We start from the raw sequence: 15,768 nt of genomic DNA, 5'->3' as shown, positions 1-15,768 counted from the left end.
GACGACATCGAGGCGGCGATCGCCGCCGAGCTCGGCGGGAAGCGCTGACGCCGCGCCGACCAGGCGGGGGCGCCGCCCCCCCGGCCCCGCCCCCGCCCCCCCGCCCCGCCCCCCCGCCCGCCGCCCCCCGGGCCCGCCCGGCCCCGGCGCCGCCCGGGCGCCGAACCCGGCCGCGCAGGCCTCCCTGCCTGCCGCGCCCCGCACCGTGCCGTGCTCGGCAAGCGCCTCGCAGAGCAGGCCGAGCCGCGACCCGGCTTGCTCCTGCGGGGCCTGCGGGGCGCCCAGGCGGAATCGCGGCATGCCCTCGCCGAAAGCCAGCGCGGCGGCGAAGCGCGGGCCGTCGGAGCCGAGCCTGGCCGCAGCCTCGGCCTCGGGCCCCCCCGCGCGCGGCGCCTATCTTCGCCGGCAGGGAGTTCCGCCATGCCGATCGACGAGAGCCGCACCTTCCTGCCCGTGAACATCGCGGTGCTGACCGTGTCCGACACGCGCGACCTCGCCTCCGACCGCAGCGGCGACACGCTGGCGCAGCGCATCGTCGCCGCCGGCCACCGGCTGGCGGCGCGCGAGATCTGCCGCGACGAGGCGCCGATGATCGAGGGCGTGCTGCGGCGCTGGATCGCCGACCCGGAGGTGGATTGCGTGATCACCACCGGCGGCACCGGCATCACCGGCCGCGACGTGACGCCGGAAGCCTTCGCCCGCGTGCTGGAGAAGGAGATCACCGGCTTCGGCGAGCTGTTCCGCATGCTCAGCTACGCCAAGATCGGCACCTCCACGATCCAGTCGCGGGCGATCGGCGGCGTCGCGGGCGGCACCTACCTCTTCGCGCTGCCGGGCAGCACCGGCGCCTGCAAGGATGCCTGGGACGACATCCTCCTGTTCCAGCTCGACAGCCGGCACCGCCCCTGCAACCTGGTGGAGCTCATGCCCCGCCTGCAGGAGCATCTTCGGGCGGCGTGATACCGTGCGGCCGGAAGCCGCGCCGGGGTGAACGGATGCGCGGCCGGGAACGCGGTCCGTTCGGCAGGCGGTGCGCCCGGCCGTTCGGCGGGTGACATGGGCGGGCTTGACGCCTTGCGGGCGACGTCGCGCGCAACCTCTGGGACGCTTGCCACAACCCAGCGGTGCTGTTCGCGCCTGTGCTGCAAGAGGGCGGAGGCGCGCCCCGGAACCCCTTGTCAGTCGAGCCTTTCGAACTCGCCCGGCCGCCAGGCCTTGTCGAAGAAGGGCTGCAGCGGCCCATAGAGGCGGAAAACCGCTGTCCAGCTCTTGCCCGGGATGGTCTGCACCCAGTTCCGCTCCTTGCCCGCAGGCGCGCGCGGCCCGACGAAGAGGTCGATCGAGCCGTCAGGGTTCCTGGCGATGCCTCGGCTGTAGGTGCCGATGCCCGGGAACTGGGCGTCCGTCTGCAGCATTGAACGCGTCTGCGTGTCGTAGATCGTGAGCGACCAGAAATCCTTAGCCGGGATATTGGGCGGCAGGTGCAGCCGGTAGGTTTTGCCGCCGTCGAAGGGCCGCTCGGGCGATTCCATCATCGCCGCCAGGTACTGCGAGCCCAGGCCGACGCGCTGGATCGTCATCGCCGGCGTGATGCCCGTGGCGTAGAAGAAGAAGAACGAGAGGGGATCGAACAGCCGTGCTCCGGCGTGCAGGAATTCGTAGCTGCCGCCGATGAAGGGCGTCACCCACTGGCTGTTCGGGTAGATCGGCGCCCGGGGATCGCGGCTCGAATAGGCCATGGCGCGCGACGCGCCGTTGCCGATCGCGGCGGCCTCGTGGAGGATTCGCTTCATCCGATCGTCCGGCGCGAAGCGCTGCCCCTTGACGATACCAATCGCGGCGAGGAGGCCCGTGACCTCGGGGCCGGCGACGCCGGCGGGTTCGGCCTGCACCACCTCGTCCACTTCGTGGAAGTAGCCGTCGTCGCTGCGGTGGATGGTGTTGAACTCGACGCCGGAGAGGTTGACGAAGCGCGTCGGCGGCGGGTTCGCCGCCTGGTCGAGGCGATAGATCTTCGCGTGCGCCTTGATGCTCTCCACCGCCGGGCGCGGGTCGCGGTTCACCTGGAACCCTCGCCAGGCGAGCCAATTATTGACGGTGGGCGTGCGGAAGGTGTGGTAGCCCTCCGGCAGCGGCCGGTCGTAGCCAGGCGGCACCAGCAGGTACTTGCCGCCGCGCCCCTGGTCCGGTCCGGCATTTCCGATGTCGCAGACATAGTCGAACCAGAAGGTGTTGATGAAGCCGAGCACGTTCGGCGGCGATTCGATCACCAGTGGCCCTTCGCTGAGGTCGAGCCAGTTCGTCGTGTAGATCGAGTCCGTGTTCGCGGTGAGGAAGAGGGTGCGCGAATCCATCAGGGTCTCGAAGATGCCGATGGTGTTGTTCACGCAGCCCTTCGCCTTGAGCCCAGCGCGCATGGCCGAGAGCGAGGCCGCCGGCAGCACGCGCAGATAGGCCTGGATGCCGCGCGAGAGGTCCACGATGTCATAGAGGCGCTGCGCCGAGGCCTGCAGGGGCACGCCGTCGAAGAACTCGAAGGTGCCGACTCGCGTCTCGAGGCGGTTCGGCACCGCGATGCCTTCGGGAATGTTGGTGGCCATGCGCGGTCGCGCCGCACCCTGGGCCGCCGCCGGCAAGGCCGTGCCGAGCTGCGCGAGGGCCGCGATCCCGGCGAGGGCCGCGGGGATGTCGCGTCGCGAGATGTCCATGGCATGCCGATCCCGAACTGTTTGCCTTCCCAACCGCCGAGTATCGCCCGCTGCCACGGCAGCGGAAGGCCGGGCGCAGTCCATATCCGGCAAGTTGCGACTTCGGACTGAAAAGCCCCCCGGTGCCGCACCGGGCGGGGCGGTCAGCGATGCCTGGTGGCCGAAGGGGGCTCACCGAACCGCCGCGCATAGGCCTCGGCGAAGCGGCCGAGATGAAGAAAGCCGCAGGACAGCGCGGCCTTCTTCACCCGTCCAGGCTGGTCGGGCTCCTCCAGCAGCGCGGCGCGGGCCCTCTCAAGGCGCCGCAGCCGAACATAGGCCTGCAGGCTGATGCCGTGCACGGCCGCGATGGCATCCCTCAGGCCGCGCTCGGAGACACCCAGCGCCCGGCATAGGTGCCGGGTCGAGAGCTGCGCCTCCGGATATGCGAGGAGATACTCGTCCAGGCGGCGTGCCGTCCGCATCCGTCCGCGCACGGCGCGCGGCAAGCGGTCCGGAAGCACGCCGCCGAGAAGTGCGAGCCGGACCTGCTCCCGCAGCGTTTCGCCCATGGCCTCCGTCGCCGCGGCCTCGGCGAGCACGTCGGGTGCCTGCTCGGCTTCCCGAATCACGGCACGGACGGCATGCAGCAGGCCCGGTATGCGTTGCAGGAGTTTCGGGACAACGCCGATGCGCCCGGGCGCCGGCGCCAACGCGCCATCGCTGGCAAGCGCCTCCGCGAAGTCCGCTGGCAGCGCGACCGTCGCCCAGCCGACCGGGCTGGCCAAGCTCGTGTACAGTTCCGCCCCGGCACCAAGCACCGCCACGTCCGTGAAGTCGAGGGCCTCGGAATTCACGCGTGCAGCCGCCCCCGGATCAAGCATGAAAAGCAGCATCGACGTATCACGCGCAACATGGCCCCGGGCGCAGTGCGGACTGTCGCGGACACTCTGGATCGAGAACTGCTCCAGCGGAAAGACCGTCAGCCTCGAGCGGTAGCGCGCGCGACCGAGTGCCAGAAACTCCACCTCGGCGCCGGAGATCGAGGCGGACATTTCCTCGGGGGAGGAGAATTCCTTCGTGACCGAAAGCGACATTCACGCCCTACATGCGCCAGAGGCGGAATTCTTGGCCGTACCCGGCCCAGTATCAAGGGATGCCTGTAGGCCGACGCTGGGGGAATGAATGCGCCCGGAATCGAACCGGCACGACCGCCTGCCCGGCGCGAGGGACGCGGCGATCGGCTTCGCGGAGGGCGCCTTCACCATCCGCCTGCCACCGGCGGCGGAGGGCGGCGACTACCGCCCCGTCAGCGCGGCGTTCGACTCCTCGAACATCCGGACGACCTTCTGCCCGTCATAGGGCCGTTCGTTCAGCGTCTCCGGGTCCCACTCGCTGCGCTCCACGCCGAAGAAGTCGCCGCCATAGACATGCAGCGCCCCGGTCAGGCGCGGGATCGGGTTCACCACGGAATGCACGATGTCCTTGCCGAGCACCGTGCAGTCCCGCACGCCGAGCGCCTTGGCGCCGGCGGCCTCGACGCGCCCACCCTCCAGCCGGCGCCAGAAGATGTTGTCCTCGCGCCCCGTGTAGATGCCGATCACCGCCCACATCCGGTGGTCATGCGGCATCAGCAGCATGTTCGGGCCCCAGACCAGGTTCAGCACGGTCAGGTCCGGCGCGCGATACACCACGTTGAGACCGGCGCGCTGCGGCGCGCCGATGGCGGCCATCACCCCGTCGGGATCGGCGACGGCACGGGAGACCACCTCCCGCACATGACGATGTCCGCCGGCATCGGCGGCAAGCGCCTCGCGGCAATCGGCGACGAAGCGGTCGAGATCGAGCATGGACTGCCTCCCTCACGCAGGGTTCCGCAAGGACATCCTACGCCGATGCGCGCGGCGAAGGACAGGATGCTGTTGGCGAGCACGCCGGGAGGTGTTCCTGTTTCGCGCGGCCACCACCAGAAGCAAAGCCGCGCGCCTGGCTCCAGGAGGATCGGTCAGGGCGCCAGCGACTGCCGCGCGGCGGTGGCCAGCGCGTCCGCGCGCTCGTTCATCGGATCGCCGGAATGGCCGCGCACCCACCGCCAGTCCACGTCATGCGGCGCGGCGGCGGCGAGCAGGCGCTGCCACAGCTCGTAATTCGCCACCGGGTCGCGCGCGCTGTTGCGCCAGTTGTTGCGCACCCAGCCCTTCACCCAGCGCTCCATGCCGTTGCGGACGTATTCGCTGTCGGTGTGCAGCACCACCTTGCAGGGGCGCTTCAGCGCCTCCAGCGCGCTGATCGCGGCGGTGAGTTCCATGCGGTTGTTGGTGGTGGCGGGATCGGCGCCCGACAGCTCCTTCTCGGTCGCGCCGTAGCGCAGGATCGCCGCCCAGCCGCCGGGTCCGGGATTCGGGCGGCAGCCGCCATCGGTCCAGATCTCGACCGCATCCTCGGCCATGCGGCCCGCTTCCTTCACGCGGATCACGCGCCGATCGCCCCGGGGCTCTCGGCGCGCGCGAAGAAGCGCAGCTTGCGCAGGTATTCCAGCGGGTCCTTGCGCGTCACCAGCGCGCCGGGCGGCGTGTGCGTCCAGTCATAGAGGCGCGTCAGCAGGAAGCGGATCGCCGCACCCCGGCACAGCACCGGCAGCGCCGCGCGCTCGGCCGGCCAGAGCGGACGGACGGCGGCGTACGCGCCGATCAGCGCCCGCGCCCTGGTGACGTTGAACGACCCGTCCGGCTCGAAGCACCAGGCGTTCAGGCACACCGCGACGTCATAGGCCAGCAGGTCGGTGCAGGCGAAGTAGAAGTCGATCAGCCCCGAGACCTGCGGCCTGCCCGCGGCATCGGGCAGGAAGAACACGTTGTCGGGAAAGAGGTCGGCGTGGATCTGTCCGTCCGGCAGGGCGTTGGCCGACGGCCAGGCGGCCAGGATCGCGGCCAGATGCGCATCGAGTTCCGCGATCAGGCCCGGCGCCACCGCGTCGCCGCCGGCGCGGCAGCCATCGAGCAGCGGCGCCCAGCCCTTCGGACCCAGCGCATTCGGGCGGAATTCCGGAAAGCCCGCGCCGGCGGTGTGCAGCTTCGCCAGCGCCGCGCCGAGCGGGGCCAGGTGTTCCGGTCGCACGCGGCGCGGCCAGACGCCCTCGAGGAAGGTGCAGATCGCCGCCGGGCGGCCGCAGAGGCTGCGGAGCGCCTCGCCGTCCCGGCCCTCCACGGGCGTCGGGCAGGGCACGCCGCGGAAGGCCAGGTAGTCCATCAGCCCGAGGAAATAGGGCAGTTCGTTCGGATCCACGCGCTTCTCGTAGAGCGTGAGGATGTAGTCGCCCTTCGCGGTGCGCAGCGCGTAGTTGGAATTCTCCACACCCTCCGCGATGCCGCGGAAGGCGAGCAGGTCGCCCAGGTCGTATTCGGCCAGGAAGGCGCGCAGCGCCTCGTCCGAGACCTCGGTGTAGACGGCCATGGCGCCTCAGTCCGCCGCCAGGTGGCCGCGCGCGGCGAGGCGGTCTGGGACAGGCCGGGCGAGTTCGGGCGGCAGGCGGAAGGCGATGGTCTCCTCGGCGACGCGCAGCTCCTCGACCGCCAGGGCGAAGCGGGCGTCGAGGGCGGCGATCACCGCCTGCACGAGCGATTCCGGCGCGCTGGCGCCGGCGGTCAGGCCGATCGCGGCGCAGCCCTCCAGCCCGTCGAGGTCGAGGGCGGCGGGGCCTTCCACCAGCAGCGCGCGCCGCGCCCCGGCGCGCTCCGCCACTTCCGCGAGGCGGCGCGAATTGGAGGAGTTCGGCGCGCCGACCACGATCACCGCCTCCGCCCCCTGCGCGACCAGCGCCTTCACCGCGGCCTGGCGGTTGGAGGTGGCGTAGCAGATGTCGTCCTTCGCGGGGCCGGCGATGCCGGGGAAGCGTTCCGTGAGCGCCGCGACGATCCCGGCCGTGTCGTCCACCGACAGCGTGGTCTGGCTGCTCCAGGCGAGCGCGGCGCCCTCGGGCGGGGCGACGCTCCGCGCCTCCGCCACGTCCTGCACCAGGGTCACGGCGCCTTCGGGCAGCTGGCCCATGGTGCCGACCACCTCGGGGTGGCCGGCATGGCCGATCAGCAGCAGGTGGCGGCCGCGGGCGTGGTGCCGCTCGACCTCGCGATGCACCTTCGTGACCAGCGGGCAGGTGGCGTCGAGCGTGAACAGGCGGCGGCGCATCGCCTCCGACACCACGCCCTTGGCGACGCCATGCGCGCTGAAGATCACCGGCCTTCCGTCATCCGGGATGTCCGAGAGTTCCTCGACGAAGACGGCACCGCGGGCGCGCAGCCCGTCCACCACATGGCGGTTGTGCACGATCTCGTGCCGCACATAGACGGGCGCACCGAAGCGGGTGAGCGCCTCCTCCACGATCTTCACCGCGCGGTCCACGCCCGCGCAGAAGCCGCGCGGGGCAGCGAGCAGCAGGCGAAGCGGCGGCCGGGCGGCGGGCGGGGTCATGCGCAGGGCGGTTCGGCTCGGTCTCGGATGCAGGCGGCGGGGTTGGCCCCGGGCAGGCGGCGATGCGATACCGGAGGGGATGGCGGAAGGCCATACCCGGCGGCGCGGATCTGCGCGGATCTAAGGGCCCGAGAAGGAACATGGGATGCGGCAAGGGAAAAGGCTGATGCAGGGCTTCGCCGGTGCGGGGATCCTCGCCCTGCCGCTGCTGCTGGCGGGCTGTGGCGGCGGCGACACGGCGCCGGTCGGCCTGGCCCCCTGCCCGCGCATCGCCATCCTGGCCGAGGGCGCCGACCTGACGCGCTTCCGGGAAGGCGCGCCGCGCGACCTGACGGCGATGGTGGTGGATGCGCGGATCATCGGCTTCGACGCCACCTGCGACTATGCCGGGCGCGACCGCAGTGCCGTGGAGGTGCGCATCACGCCGCGCTTCGAGGCCGAGCGCGGCCCCGCCGCCGACGGCCGCAGCGTGGAGCTGCCCTGGTTCGTGGCGGTCAGCGACCCGGCGGACAGCGTGACGCTGGAACGCATCCCCGCCAGCACGCAGGTCAGCTTCCCGGCCAATGTCGCCCGCGCCCTGGCCACCGGGCGGCAGGTCCGGCTGACGGTGCGGGCGGAGGAAGGCACGCGCATCCAGGAATATCCGGTGCGCATCGCCTTCCAGCTCACCCCCGACGAACTCGCCTTCAACCGCCAGCGCGGCGCGCGGTGAGGCGGCTGGTCTTCCTCACCCATCCGGAGGTGGTGATCGATCCCGCGGTGCCGGTGCCGGAATGGCACCTGGCACCGGAGGGGATCGCGAAGCTGCGCCGCTTCGTGGCCGCCGGCGGCATGGAGGGCGTCGGCGCCGCCTGGGCCAGCATCGAATGCAAGGCGATCGAGACGGCCGGACTCCTGGCGGCGGCGAAGGGGATCGGCGTGCGGGTGCGGGAGGACCTCGGCGAGAACGACCGCAGCGCCACGGGCTACCTGCCGCCGCCCGAGTTCCAGCGCATGGCGGATGCCTTCTTCGCGCGGCCGGAGGAAAGCGTGCGCGGCTGGGAACGCGCGGTGGACGCGCAGGCGCGCATCGTCGCGGCGGTGCGGGCGGTGGTGGCGGAGACGCCGGAGCCGGGCGACATCCTGGTCGCCGCGCATGGCGGCGTCGGCGCGTTGCTGCGCGGGCATCTGCTGGGCGCGCCGATCTCCCGCGCGCTGGACCAGCCCTCGGCGGGCTGCTGGTTCGCGGTGTCGTTGCCGGAATGGCGCCTGCTGACCGAGGAATGGCGGGCGCTGGCCTGAGGTTGCGTCGCGGCGGGCGCTGCGTCATACCCGCTCATCCCGCAGATCCCGCGCGGGAGAGAGAGGCACGGGCCGCGAGGCCCGGGCATCCGCCGAAGGCGCAACCGGCCCCCGGAAACGCTCAGGCAGAAGGGCCGCGCGGGTAGGGACCTCTGGAAAGACGCGCCTCGAACGGGGCGCGGCACCGACGGAGTAAGGCGCCACGGTTCCTCCACGGAGCCGCCGCCGAATCTCTCAGGTCACGGGACAGAGGGGGGCCACGGAAGACCCGGCGCCATCCAGGCGGCGGGAGCCCATGGAGGCACCGTGGCCGAGTCGCCTGACACCCCCCTGCTGGAAACGCCCCTGGCGTCGCTGCATCGCGAACTCGGCGGGCGCATGGTTCCCTTCGCGGGCTATGCCATGCCCGTCCAGTACCCGGCCGGCATCATGCAGGAACACCTGCATTGCCGCGACGCGGCTTCGCTGTTCGACGTCTCCCACATGGGCCAGGCGGAACTCGTCGGAGAGGGCGCGGCCAAGGCGCTGGAGGCGCTGACGCCGGCCGATGTGCAGGGCCTCAAGCCCGGGCGGCAGCGCTACGGCCTGCTGATGACCATGACCGGCGGCATCTTCGACGACTTCATGGTGGCCAATCTCGGGGACCGCCTGTTCCTGGTGGTGAATGCCAGCCGCAAGGCGGAGGACCTGGCCCTCATCGCCGCCGCGCTGCCCGCCGGCGTGTCGCTGCGGCCGCTGCCCGATCGCGCGCTGGTCGCGCTGCAGGGGCCGCAGGCGGTCGCTTCCATCGCGACGCTCGCACCCGGCATCGCCGGGCTCTCCTTCATGGGCATCGGCGCCTTCGACATCGCGGGCGTGCCCGCCATCGTCAGCCGCTCCGGCTACACCGGCGAGGACGGCGTCGAGATCTCGGTGCCGGCCGGATCGGCCGAAAAATTCGCGCGCGCGCTGCTGGCGCTGCCGGGCGTGCAGCCGGCGGGGCTCGGCGCACGCGATTCGCTGCGGCTCGAGGCCGGGCTCTGCCTCTACGGCAACGACATCGACGAGACGACGAGCCCGGTCGAGGCCAACCTGGTGTGGACCATCGGCAAGCGCCGCCGCACCGAGTGGAATTTCGCCGGCGCCGATCGCGTGCGGCAGGAACTCGACAGCGGTGCAAAACGGCTCCGCGTCGGGATCAAGCCCGAGGGGCGCCAGCCGGCACGCGGACACACCGAGATCCAGGCCGCCGGCCAGAAGGTCGGCGAGGTCACCTCCGGCGGCTTCGGGCCTTCCGTGAACGGCCCCGTCGCCATGGGCTATGTCGCGCGCGAGCACGCCGCGGACGGCACGCCTCTCGAATTGCTGGTGCGCGGCAAGCCGCTTGCGGCGCGCGTCGCCCCCCTGCCCTTCACCCCCCACCGCTACGCCCGCTGAGGAGTGCCCTCCATGGCCGAACTGCGCTTCACCAAGGACCATGAATGGATCCGGCTCGAGGGCGACATCGCCACGGTCGGCATCACCGACCATGCGCAGAACGCGCTGGGCGACGTGGTCTTCGTGGACCTGCCCGAAGCCGGGCGCGAGGTGACGGAAGGCGAATCCGTCGCGGTGGTGGAGAGCGTGAAGGCGGCCTCCGACGTCTATGCGCCGGTCGCGGGCAAGGTGGCGGAATCCAATTCAGCGCTGGCGGAGAATCCCGGCCTGATCAACTCCGACCCCACGGGCGAGGGCTGGTTCTTCAAGCTCGAGGGCGTGGATGCCGCGGCCGTCGCGGATCTGATGGACGAGGCCGGCTACGCCGCCTTCGTGGAGAGCGCGGCATGAGCGCGCTCTCGGACCTCGCGGCCCTGGAGGACCACGGCGAGTTCATCCGCCGCCACGTCGCGCCTTCCGAGGCGGAGATCGCGGCGATGCTGCGCGAGGTGGGCGCGACGAGCCTCGAGGATCTCGCCGCGAAGACCGTGCCCTCCGCGATCCGCGCCGGCTTCCCCGCCGCGCTGCCGGAGCCCGCGACGGAAGCGGAGGCGATCGCCGAGCTGCGCGCGCTGGCCGCGCGCAACCGCGCCGACATCAAGTCGCTGATCGGCCTCGGCTACCACGGCACGCTGACGCCGCCGGTGGTGCTGCGCAACGTGCTGGAGAATCCCGGCTGGTACACCGCCTACACGCCCTACCAGGCGGAGATCGCACAGGGCCGGCTGGAGGCGCTGCTGAACTTCCAGACCATGGTCACCGACCTCGCCGGCCTCGACGTCGCCAACGCCTCGCTGCTGGACGAGGCGACGGCGGCGGCCGAGGCGATGGCGCTGGCGCATGCCGCGACCAAGGGCAAGTCCGACACCATCGTGCTCGCCGCCGATGCGCTGCCGCAGACCATCGCCGTGGTGCGCACGCGCGCGGAGCCGCTGGGCTTCAAGGTCGTGGTCGCGAAGCCGGCCGAGATCGCGGCGACGGTCGCGGCCGAAAAACCCTTCGCGCTGGTGCTGCAGTATCCCGGCGCCACCGGCGAGGTGCGCGACCTGCGCGCCGAGATCGCGGCGGTGCAGGCGGCGGGCGGGCTCGCGATCGTCGCGGCCGATCCGCTGGCGCTGACCCTGCTGACGCCGCCGGGCGAGATGGGTGCCGATGTCGTCGTCGGCTCGGCGCAGCGCTTCGGCGTGCCGATGGGCTATGGCGGGCCGCATGCGGCCTTCATGGCGGTGAAGGATTCTCTCAAGCGCCTCATGCCCGGCCGTCTGGTCGGTGTGTCGCTCGACGCCGCCGGCGCGCCCGCGATGCGGCTCGCGCTGCAGACGCGCGAGCAGCACATCCGGCGCGAGAAGGCGACCTCCAACATCTGCACTGCGCAGGTGCTGCTGGCGGTGATGGCCAGCATGTATGCCGTGTGGCATGGGCCGGAGGGGTTGCGGCGCATCGCGCGCCGCGTCGCGCTGCAGGCGCGCATCCTGGCCGGCGCGGCGAAGGCCGCGGGCTTCGGCCTGGCGCACCAGTCCTTCTTCGACACCATCGCGATCGAGGCCGGCGACAAGGCCGATGCGCTCATCGCCATGGCGCTGAAGCGCGGCTTCAACCTGGCGCGCCACGCGAATGGCGTGGTGGGTATCGCGCTGGACGAGACCGTCACGCGCAAGGACCTCGCGCAGCTCGTCATGGCGGTCACGGAAGCCGCGCAGGCGCAGCCGCTGCCGCTTGATTCCATCGCGCCCCTCGGCGGCGCGCCGGCGGCACTTGCGCGGCAGAGCGCCTTCTGCACCGCGCAGGTCTTCAACACGCATCACGCGGAGCATGCGATGCTCCGCTACCTGAAGTCGCTCGAGGACAAGGACGTCGCGCTGAACCGCAGCATGATCCCGCTGGGGTCATGCACGATGAAGCTGAACGCGACGGCGGAGATGATCCCGGTCACCTTCCCGGGCTTCGGCGCCATCCATCCCTTCGCGCCGGTGGACCAGGCGGAGGGCTACATCGAGCTGATCCGCAGGCTGGAATCCTGGCTCGCCACGATCACCGGCTTCGCCGCGGTGTCGCTGCAGCCGAATGCGGGCAGCCAGGGCGAGTATGCGGGCCTGCTGGCGATCCGCGCCTGGCACCAGGCGCGCGGCGAGGGGCATCGCGATGTCTGCCTGATCCCGTCCAGCGCGCATGGCACCAACCCGGCCAGCGCGGTGATGGCGGGGATGAAGGTCGTCGTCGTCGGCTGCGACCGCGACGGCAACGTCGATCTCGACGACCTGCGCGCGAAGGCCGAGCAGCATGCCGCGAACCTCTCCGCGCTGATGGTGACCTATCCGTCCACCCACGGCGTCTTCGAGACGGAAATTCGGGAGATCTGCGCGCTGATCCACGCGAAGGGCGGGCAGGTCTACATGGACGGCGCGAACATGAACGCGCAGGTGGGGCTCACCTCGCCGGCGGCGATCGGCGCGGATGTGTGCCACCTCAACCTGCACAAGACCTTCTGCATCCCGCATGGCGGCGGCGGCCCTGGCGTCGGCCCGATCGGCGTCGCGGCGCATCTGGCACCGCACCTGCCGAACCACCCGCTGCTGGCGGAAGCCGGCCCTGCCAAGGGTTTTGGGCCGGTCAGCGCGGCGCCCTTCGGCAGCGCGTCCATCCTGCCGATCTCCTACGCCTATATCCGCATGATGGGCGCCGAGGGCCTGACGCGGGCGACGCAGGTGGCGATTCTCAACGCCAACTACGTGGCCCGAAAACTCGCGCCGCATTTCCCCATCCTCTATCGCGGCGCGAACGGGATGGTGGCGCATGAATGCATCCTCGACTGCCGCGGCTTCCAGCAGAACGGCGGCGCGACGGTGGAGGACATCGCCAAGCGCCTGCAGGATTTCGGCTTCCACGCGCCGACCATGTCCTGGCCGGTGGCCGGCACCCTGATGGTGGAGCCGACCGAATCCGAGCCGAAGGCCGAGCTCGACCGCTTCATCGAGGCGATGGTGGCGATCCGCGAGGAGATCCGCGCCATCGAGCAGGGCCGCGCGGACAAGGCGGACAACCCGCTGAAGAACGCACCGCACACCGCCGCCGAGGTGATGGCCGACGCCTGGACGCATGCCTATTCGCGCCAGCAGGCGGCCTTCCCGCTGCCCTGGGTCGCCGCGCACAAATACTGGCCGCCGGTGAAGCGCGTGGACAACGTCCATGGCGACCGCCACCTGGTCTGCACCTGCGCGCCGCTCGAGGCCTACGCCCAGGCGGCGGAGTAGCAACGCGCTTGCGGCCGGCAGGCGGGGCGGGCATCTCTGGCGGATGATGTCCGCCAAGCAAGGGGCTGACCTGCGGACGGCGACAGCCGGCCGAGCGCCCGAATGGGCGCCGCCGCCGGTGCGGCGAAGCCAAGCGACCGGAGGTCGCGCGTCACGCCGCAGGCGTGCCTTCGGCTCGACGCGTCTGAGGGCACCAGAAAGACGCTGCGTGGCGCCGACTCGGCGCAACGGGTAGTTTGGCCGCATGAACCGCCGCCGCGCCCTGCTCGCGCTGACGATCGCCGCCGCGCCGGGCTTGGCGTGGGCGCAGACGCGCGGCGCCCCGCCGCCGCCGATGGCGCTGCCGACCGGCATGGCGCCGCTGCCGCAGGGCGCCTGGCGCGTCAGCTTCCGGGGCAACGAGGTCGCCCTGCCCGCCGGCGCCGCCGCGGCGCGGGCCGAGATCGGCCGCCGGCTGGCCGCGCAGCCGGCGGGCACGGGGCGGATCACCGTCGAAGGCCAGGCGAGCGGGCCGCGCAACGATGCCTCGACCGCGCGGCGCGTGTCGCTGGAACGCGCGCTCGCGGTGCGGCAGGCGATGGTCGCGGGCGGGCTCGAGGAGACGCGGGTGGATGTGCGCGCGCTGGGCCGCACCCCGGCCGGGCTCGACGCCGCGGACATCCTGCCGCCGGGCGCGACACGCAGCGGACAGAGGGGGTAAGGCCCGCGCATGACCAGCCCCACCACGTATCTCTGGCGCATGCTCGTCTTCCTCGCCGCGGTGGCGGGGCTGGCGGGGCTGCTCGCCGGGGAGATCAGCCACGCCTTCGCGGCCAACCCGCTGCTCAACGGCGTCATCCTGGCGGTGCTGGTGCTCGGCATCGGCTGGACCATCCGCCAGGTGCTGGCGCTGACGCGCGAGGTCGAGTGGCTGGAAGGCTTCCGCAATCCCGCGCCGGGCGCGCCGAGCCGGCCGCCGCCGAAGCTGCTGGCGCCGATGGCCTCCATGCTGGCCAGCCGGCGGAGCGAGCGGCTCAGCCTCTCCACCATGGCGATGCGCAGCCTGCTGGACGGCATCGGCTCGCGCCTCGACGAGCAGCGGGAGATCTCGCGCTACGCCACGGGGCTGCTGATCTTCCTCGGCCTGCTCGGCACCTTCTGGGGGCTGCTGCTGACCATCGGGTCGGTGTCGCAGGTGATCAACGACATGTCGGTCGGCACCGGCGACATCAACGCGCTGTTCAACCAGCTCAAGGCCGGGCTGAGCGAGCCGCTGCGGGGGATGTCCATCGCCTTCTCGTCCTCGATGCTCGGCCTGGCGGGGGCGCTGGTGCTGGGGTTCCTCGATCTCCAGGCGGGGCAGGCGCAGAACCGCTTCTACTCGGAGCTGGAGGACTGGCTGGCGGGCGCCACGCGGCTGTCCTCCGGCGCGCTCGGCCAGGACGGCGAGGGCTCGATGCCGGCCTATGTGCAGGCGCTGCTGGAGCAGAGCGCCGAGAACATGGACGAGCTGCAGCGCGCGATGGCGCGGAACGAGGAAGGCCGCAGCGTCGGCAACCAGGCGCTGATGACGCTGACCGAGCGGCTGTCGGTGCTGGCCGACCAGATGCGCGCCTCCCAGGTGCTGATGAGCCGCATGGCGGAGGCGCAGGCGCAGATGCAGCCGACGCTGCAGCGCATGGCGGACGCCGCGGGCGGCGGCGCGATGGACGAGGCGACGCGGGGGCATATCCGCAACCTCGAGCTCTACCTGGCCCGCATCCTCGAGGAGATGAGCCAGGGCCGGCTGCAGGCCACCGCCGAGATCCGCAACGAGATCAAGGTGCTGGCGCGCACCATCGCGGCGCTGGCGGAGGAGCCGCGGCAGTGATGCCGGTGGGGCGCGTGGGCGGCGGCGCCTGCGATGATCGAAGGGCGCAGCGGCGGCGCGCCGCGCGCACCGGCGATCCGAATCGCATGCGCGGCCCCGCAGGGGCCGTCTAGGCATGCCGCTCGGACGGGGAAGGCGGGACCGGGGCGGGATCGATGCATGGCCGGGCTATGTGGACGCGCTGTCCACGCTGCTCATGGTCATCATCTTCGTCCTGCTGGTCTTCGTGCTCTCCCAGGGGTTCCTGTCCGTGGCGCTGTCCTCGCGGGACCGCGCGCTCGACCGGCTGAACCGGCAGGTGGCGGAACTCGGCGAGCTGCTGGCGCTGGAACGCGGCCAGGCGGAGGAGCTGCGCAACGCCCTCGGCCGCACGAACGACGAGCTGCGCGCGGCGGCGACGGCGCGGGACGCGGCGCAGCGCAGCCTGTCCCTGCTGCGCGACGAGCGCGACCGGCTGGCGGCGGAGCGCGACACCACGCGCGGCGAGCGCGACCGGCTGGCGGCGCGGCTGGCCGACCTGGAGGTGGCGGCGCGCGGCGGCGCGGCGCGCGTCGCGGAACTCGAAGGACGTCTGGCGGAGGCGCTGGCGCGGGCCGAGGCGGTGGGCGGCGACGCCGTGCGCACCGCGCGCACGCTGAACGAGGCGCAGCGCCTGCTGGCCGCCGAGCGCGCCGCGCTGGAGGCGGTGCGGCGCGACCACCCCACCCCCCCCCCCCCGGCGCCCCCCCACGGCCCCCCCCGCGCACCCCCACCCCCCCCCCCCGAGGCGCGCGGCCCC

14 protein-coding genes, 1 pseudogene and 2 riboswitches are annotated in these 15,768 nt (G+C 72.2%); of the genes and pseudogenes, 9 read left to right on the top strand and 6 right to left on the bottom strand.

The genetic code is table 11. From position 1 onward, the window contains the following. Positions 1-420 precede the first annotated feature (420 nt). Complete coding sequence (gene moaB / locus AC1MIR_RS13265; RefSeq protein ID WP_480028622.1) at positions 421-960, top strand: molybdenum cofactor biosynthesis protein B; 540 nt, start codon at positions 421-423, stop codon at positions 958-960. Positions 961-1,178: 218 nt separating this feature from the next. Here the strand turns inward: moaB and AC1MIR_RS13260 are convergent, their stop codons facing one another. From AC1MIR_RS13260 to ispH, 6 genes are all read right to left on the bottom strand, one after another. Beyond that, positions 1,179-2,708, bottom strand: coding sequence for a DUF1254 domain-containing protein (locus tag AC1MIR_RS13260; RefSeq protein WP_480028621.1), 1,530 nt, complete (start codon positions 2,706-2,708; stop codon positions 1,179-1,181). Between the two features lie 143 nt (positions 2,709-2,851). Continuing rightward, positions 2,852-3,784, bottom strand: a complete 933-nt coding sequence (locus tag AC1MIR_RS13255) for a helix-turn-helix domain-containing protein (protein ID WP_480028620.1) — start codon at positions 3,782-3,784, stop codon at positions 2,852-2,854. A 201-nt stretch (positions 3,785-3,985) separates the two neighbouring features. Then, on the bottom strand, positions 3,986-4,537 hold the full coding sequence (locus AC1MIR_RS13250; protein WP_480028619.1) for a cysteine dioxygenase family protein: 552 nt from the start codon (positions 4,535-4,537) through the stop codon (positions 3,986-3,988). A 155-nt stretch (positions 4,538-4,692) separates the two neighbouring features. Then, positions 4,693-5,136 carry a ribonuclease HI gene (rnhA, locus tag AC1MIR_RS13245; RefSeq protein WP_480028618.1) on the bottom strand — a complete coding sequence of 148 codons (444 nt, stop codon included), beginning with the start codon at positions 5,134-5,136 and terminating at the stop codon, positions 4,693-4,695. Positions 5,137-5,159: 23 nt separating this feature from the next. Further along, positions 5,160-6,140 carry a homoserine kinase gene (locus AC1MIR_RS13240; RefSeq protein ID WP_480028617.1) on the bottom strand — a complete coding sequence of 327 codons (981 nt, stop codon included), beginning with the start codon at positions 6,138-6,140 and terminating at the stop codon, positions 5,160-5,162. Positions 6,141-6,146: 6 nt separating this feature from the next. Next, positions 6,147-7,154, bottom strand: coding sequence for a 4-hydroxy-3-methylbut-2-enyl diphosphate reductase (gene ispH, locus AC1MIR_RS13235; protein WP_480028616.1), 1,008 nt, complete (start codon positions 7,152-7,154; stop codon positions 6,147-6,149). A 145-nt stretch (positions 7,155-7,299) separates the two neighbouring features. Between ispH and AC1MIR_RS13230 the strand changes: the two genes are divergently transcribed. The 8 genes and pseudogenes from AC1MIR_RS13230 to AC1MIR_RS13195 all read left to right on the top strand — a co-directional run. Next, entirely contained in the window at positions 7,300-7,866 is a 567-nt protein-coding gene (locus AC1MIR_RS13230; protein ID WP_480028615.1) for a hypothetical protein, read from the top strand. Continuing rightward, entirely contained in the window at positions 7,863-8,435 is a 573-nt protein-coding gene (locus tag AC1MIR_RS13225; protein WP_480028614.1) for a histidine phosphatase family protein, read from the top strand. Before AC1MIR_RS13230 ends, AC1MIR_RS13225 begins: the two co-directional genes overlap by 4 nt. 43 nt (positions 8,436-8,478) lie before the next feature. Then, positions 8,479-8,582, top strand: a riboswitch (glycine riboswitch). Positions 8,583-8,584: 2 nt separating this feature from the next. Beyond that, positions 8,585-8,688, top strand: a riboswitch (glycine riboswitch). Positions 8,689-8,741: 53 nt separating this feature from the next. Continuing rightward, on the top strand, positions 8,742-9,851 hold the full coding sequence (gene gcvT, locus AC1MIR_RS13220; RefSeq protein ID WP_480028613.1) for a glycine cleavage system aminomethyltransferase GcvT: 1,110 nt from the start codon (positions 8,742-8,744) through the stop codon (positions 9,849-9,851). A 12-nt stretch (positions 9,852-9,863) separates the two neighbouring features. Further along, complete coding sequence (gcvH, locus tag AC1MIR_RS13215; protein ID WP_480028612.1) at positions 9,864-10,241, top strand: glycine cleavage system protein GcvH; 378 nt, start codon at positions 9,864-9,866, stop codon at positions 10,239-10,241. Next, the gene (gene gcvP, locus AC1MIR_RS13210; RefSeq protein WP_480028611.1) at positions 10,238-13,141 is read left to right on the top strand and encodes an aminomethyl-transferring glycine dehydrogenase; all 2,904 of its coding nucleotides are present in this window, start codon (positions 10,238-10,240) and stop codon (positions 13,139-13,141) included. The genes gcvH and gcvP overlap by 4 nt, the downstream gene beginning before the upstream one ends. Positions 13,142-13,385: 244 nt before the next feature. Next, the gene (locus AC1MIR_RS13205; protein WP_480028610.1) at positions 13,386-13,841 is read left to right on the top strand and encodes an OmpA family protein; all 456 of its coding nucleotides are present in this window, start codon (positions 13,386-13,388) and stop codon (positions 13,839-13,841) included. Positions 13,842-13,850: 9 nt separating this feature from the next. After that, a complete protein-coding gene (locus AC1MIR_RS13200; protein WP_480028609.1) occupies positions 13,851-14,990 on the top strand; it encodes a flagellar motor protein MotA in 1,140 nt (379 codons plus the stop codon). A gap of 115 nt (positions 14,991-15,105) precedes the next feature. Next, positions 15,106-15,768, top strand: a pseudogene (locus tag AC1MIR_RS13195) (hypothetical protein); the annotation flags it as partial.

This window comes from Falsiroseomonas sp. RANM36, from assembly GCF_056682175.1.
This window is presented reverse-complemented; position numbering and strand designations above follow the sequence as displayed.

Coding starts and splice junctions, on each gene's coding strand:
- moaB (WP_480028622.1), top strand. CDS start 421: ATGCCGATCGACGAGAGCCGCACCTTCCTGCCCGTGAACATCGCGGTG.
- AC1MIR_RS13260 (WP_480028621.1), bottom strand. CDS start 2,708: ATGGACATCTCGCGACGCGACATCCCCGCGGCCCTCGCCGGGATCGCG.
- AC1MIR_RS13255 (WP_480028620.1), bottom strand. CDS start 3,784: ATGTCGCTTTCGGTCACGAAGGAATTCTCCTCCCCCGAGGAAATGTCC.
- AC1MIR_RS13250 (WP_480028619.1), bottom strand. CDS start 4,537: ATGCTCGATCTCGACCGCTTCGTCGCCGATTGCCGCGAGGCGCTTGCC.
- rnhA (WP_480028618.1), bottom strand. CDS start 5,136: ATGGCCGAGGATGCGGTCGAGATCTGGACCGATGGCGGCTGCCGCCCG.
- AC1MIR_RS13240 (WP_480028617.1), bottom strand. CDS start 6,140: ATGGCCGTCTACACCGAGGTCTCGGACGAGGCGCTGCGCGCCTTCCTG.
- ispH (WP_480028616.1), bottom strand. CDS start 7,154: ATGACCCCGCCCGCCGCCCGGCCGCCGCTTCGCCTGCTGCTCGCTGCC.
- AC1MIR_RS13230 (WP_480028615.1), top strand. CDS start 7,300: ATGCGGCAAGGGAAAAGGCTGATGCAGGGCTTCGCCGGTGCGGGGATC.
- gcvH (WP_480028612.1), top strand. CDS start 9,864: ATGGCCGAACTGCGCTTCACCAAGGACCATGAATGGATCCGGCTCGAG.
- gcvP (WP_480028611.1), top strand. CDS start 10,238: ATGAGCGCGCTCTCGGACCTCGCGGCCCTGGAGGACCACGGCGAGTTC.
- AC1MIR_RS13205 (WP_480028610.1), top strand. CDS start 13,386: ATGAACCGCCGCCGCGCCCTGCTCGCGCTGACGATCGCCGCCGCGCCG.
- AC1MIR_RS13200 (WP_480028609.1), top strand. CDS start 13,851: ATGACCAGCCCCACCACGTATCTCTGGCGCATGCTCGTCTTCCTCGCC.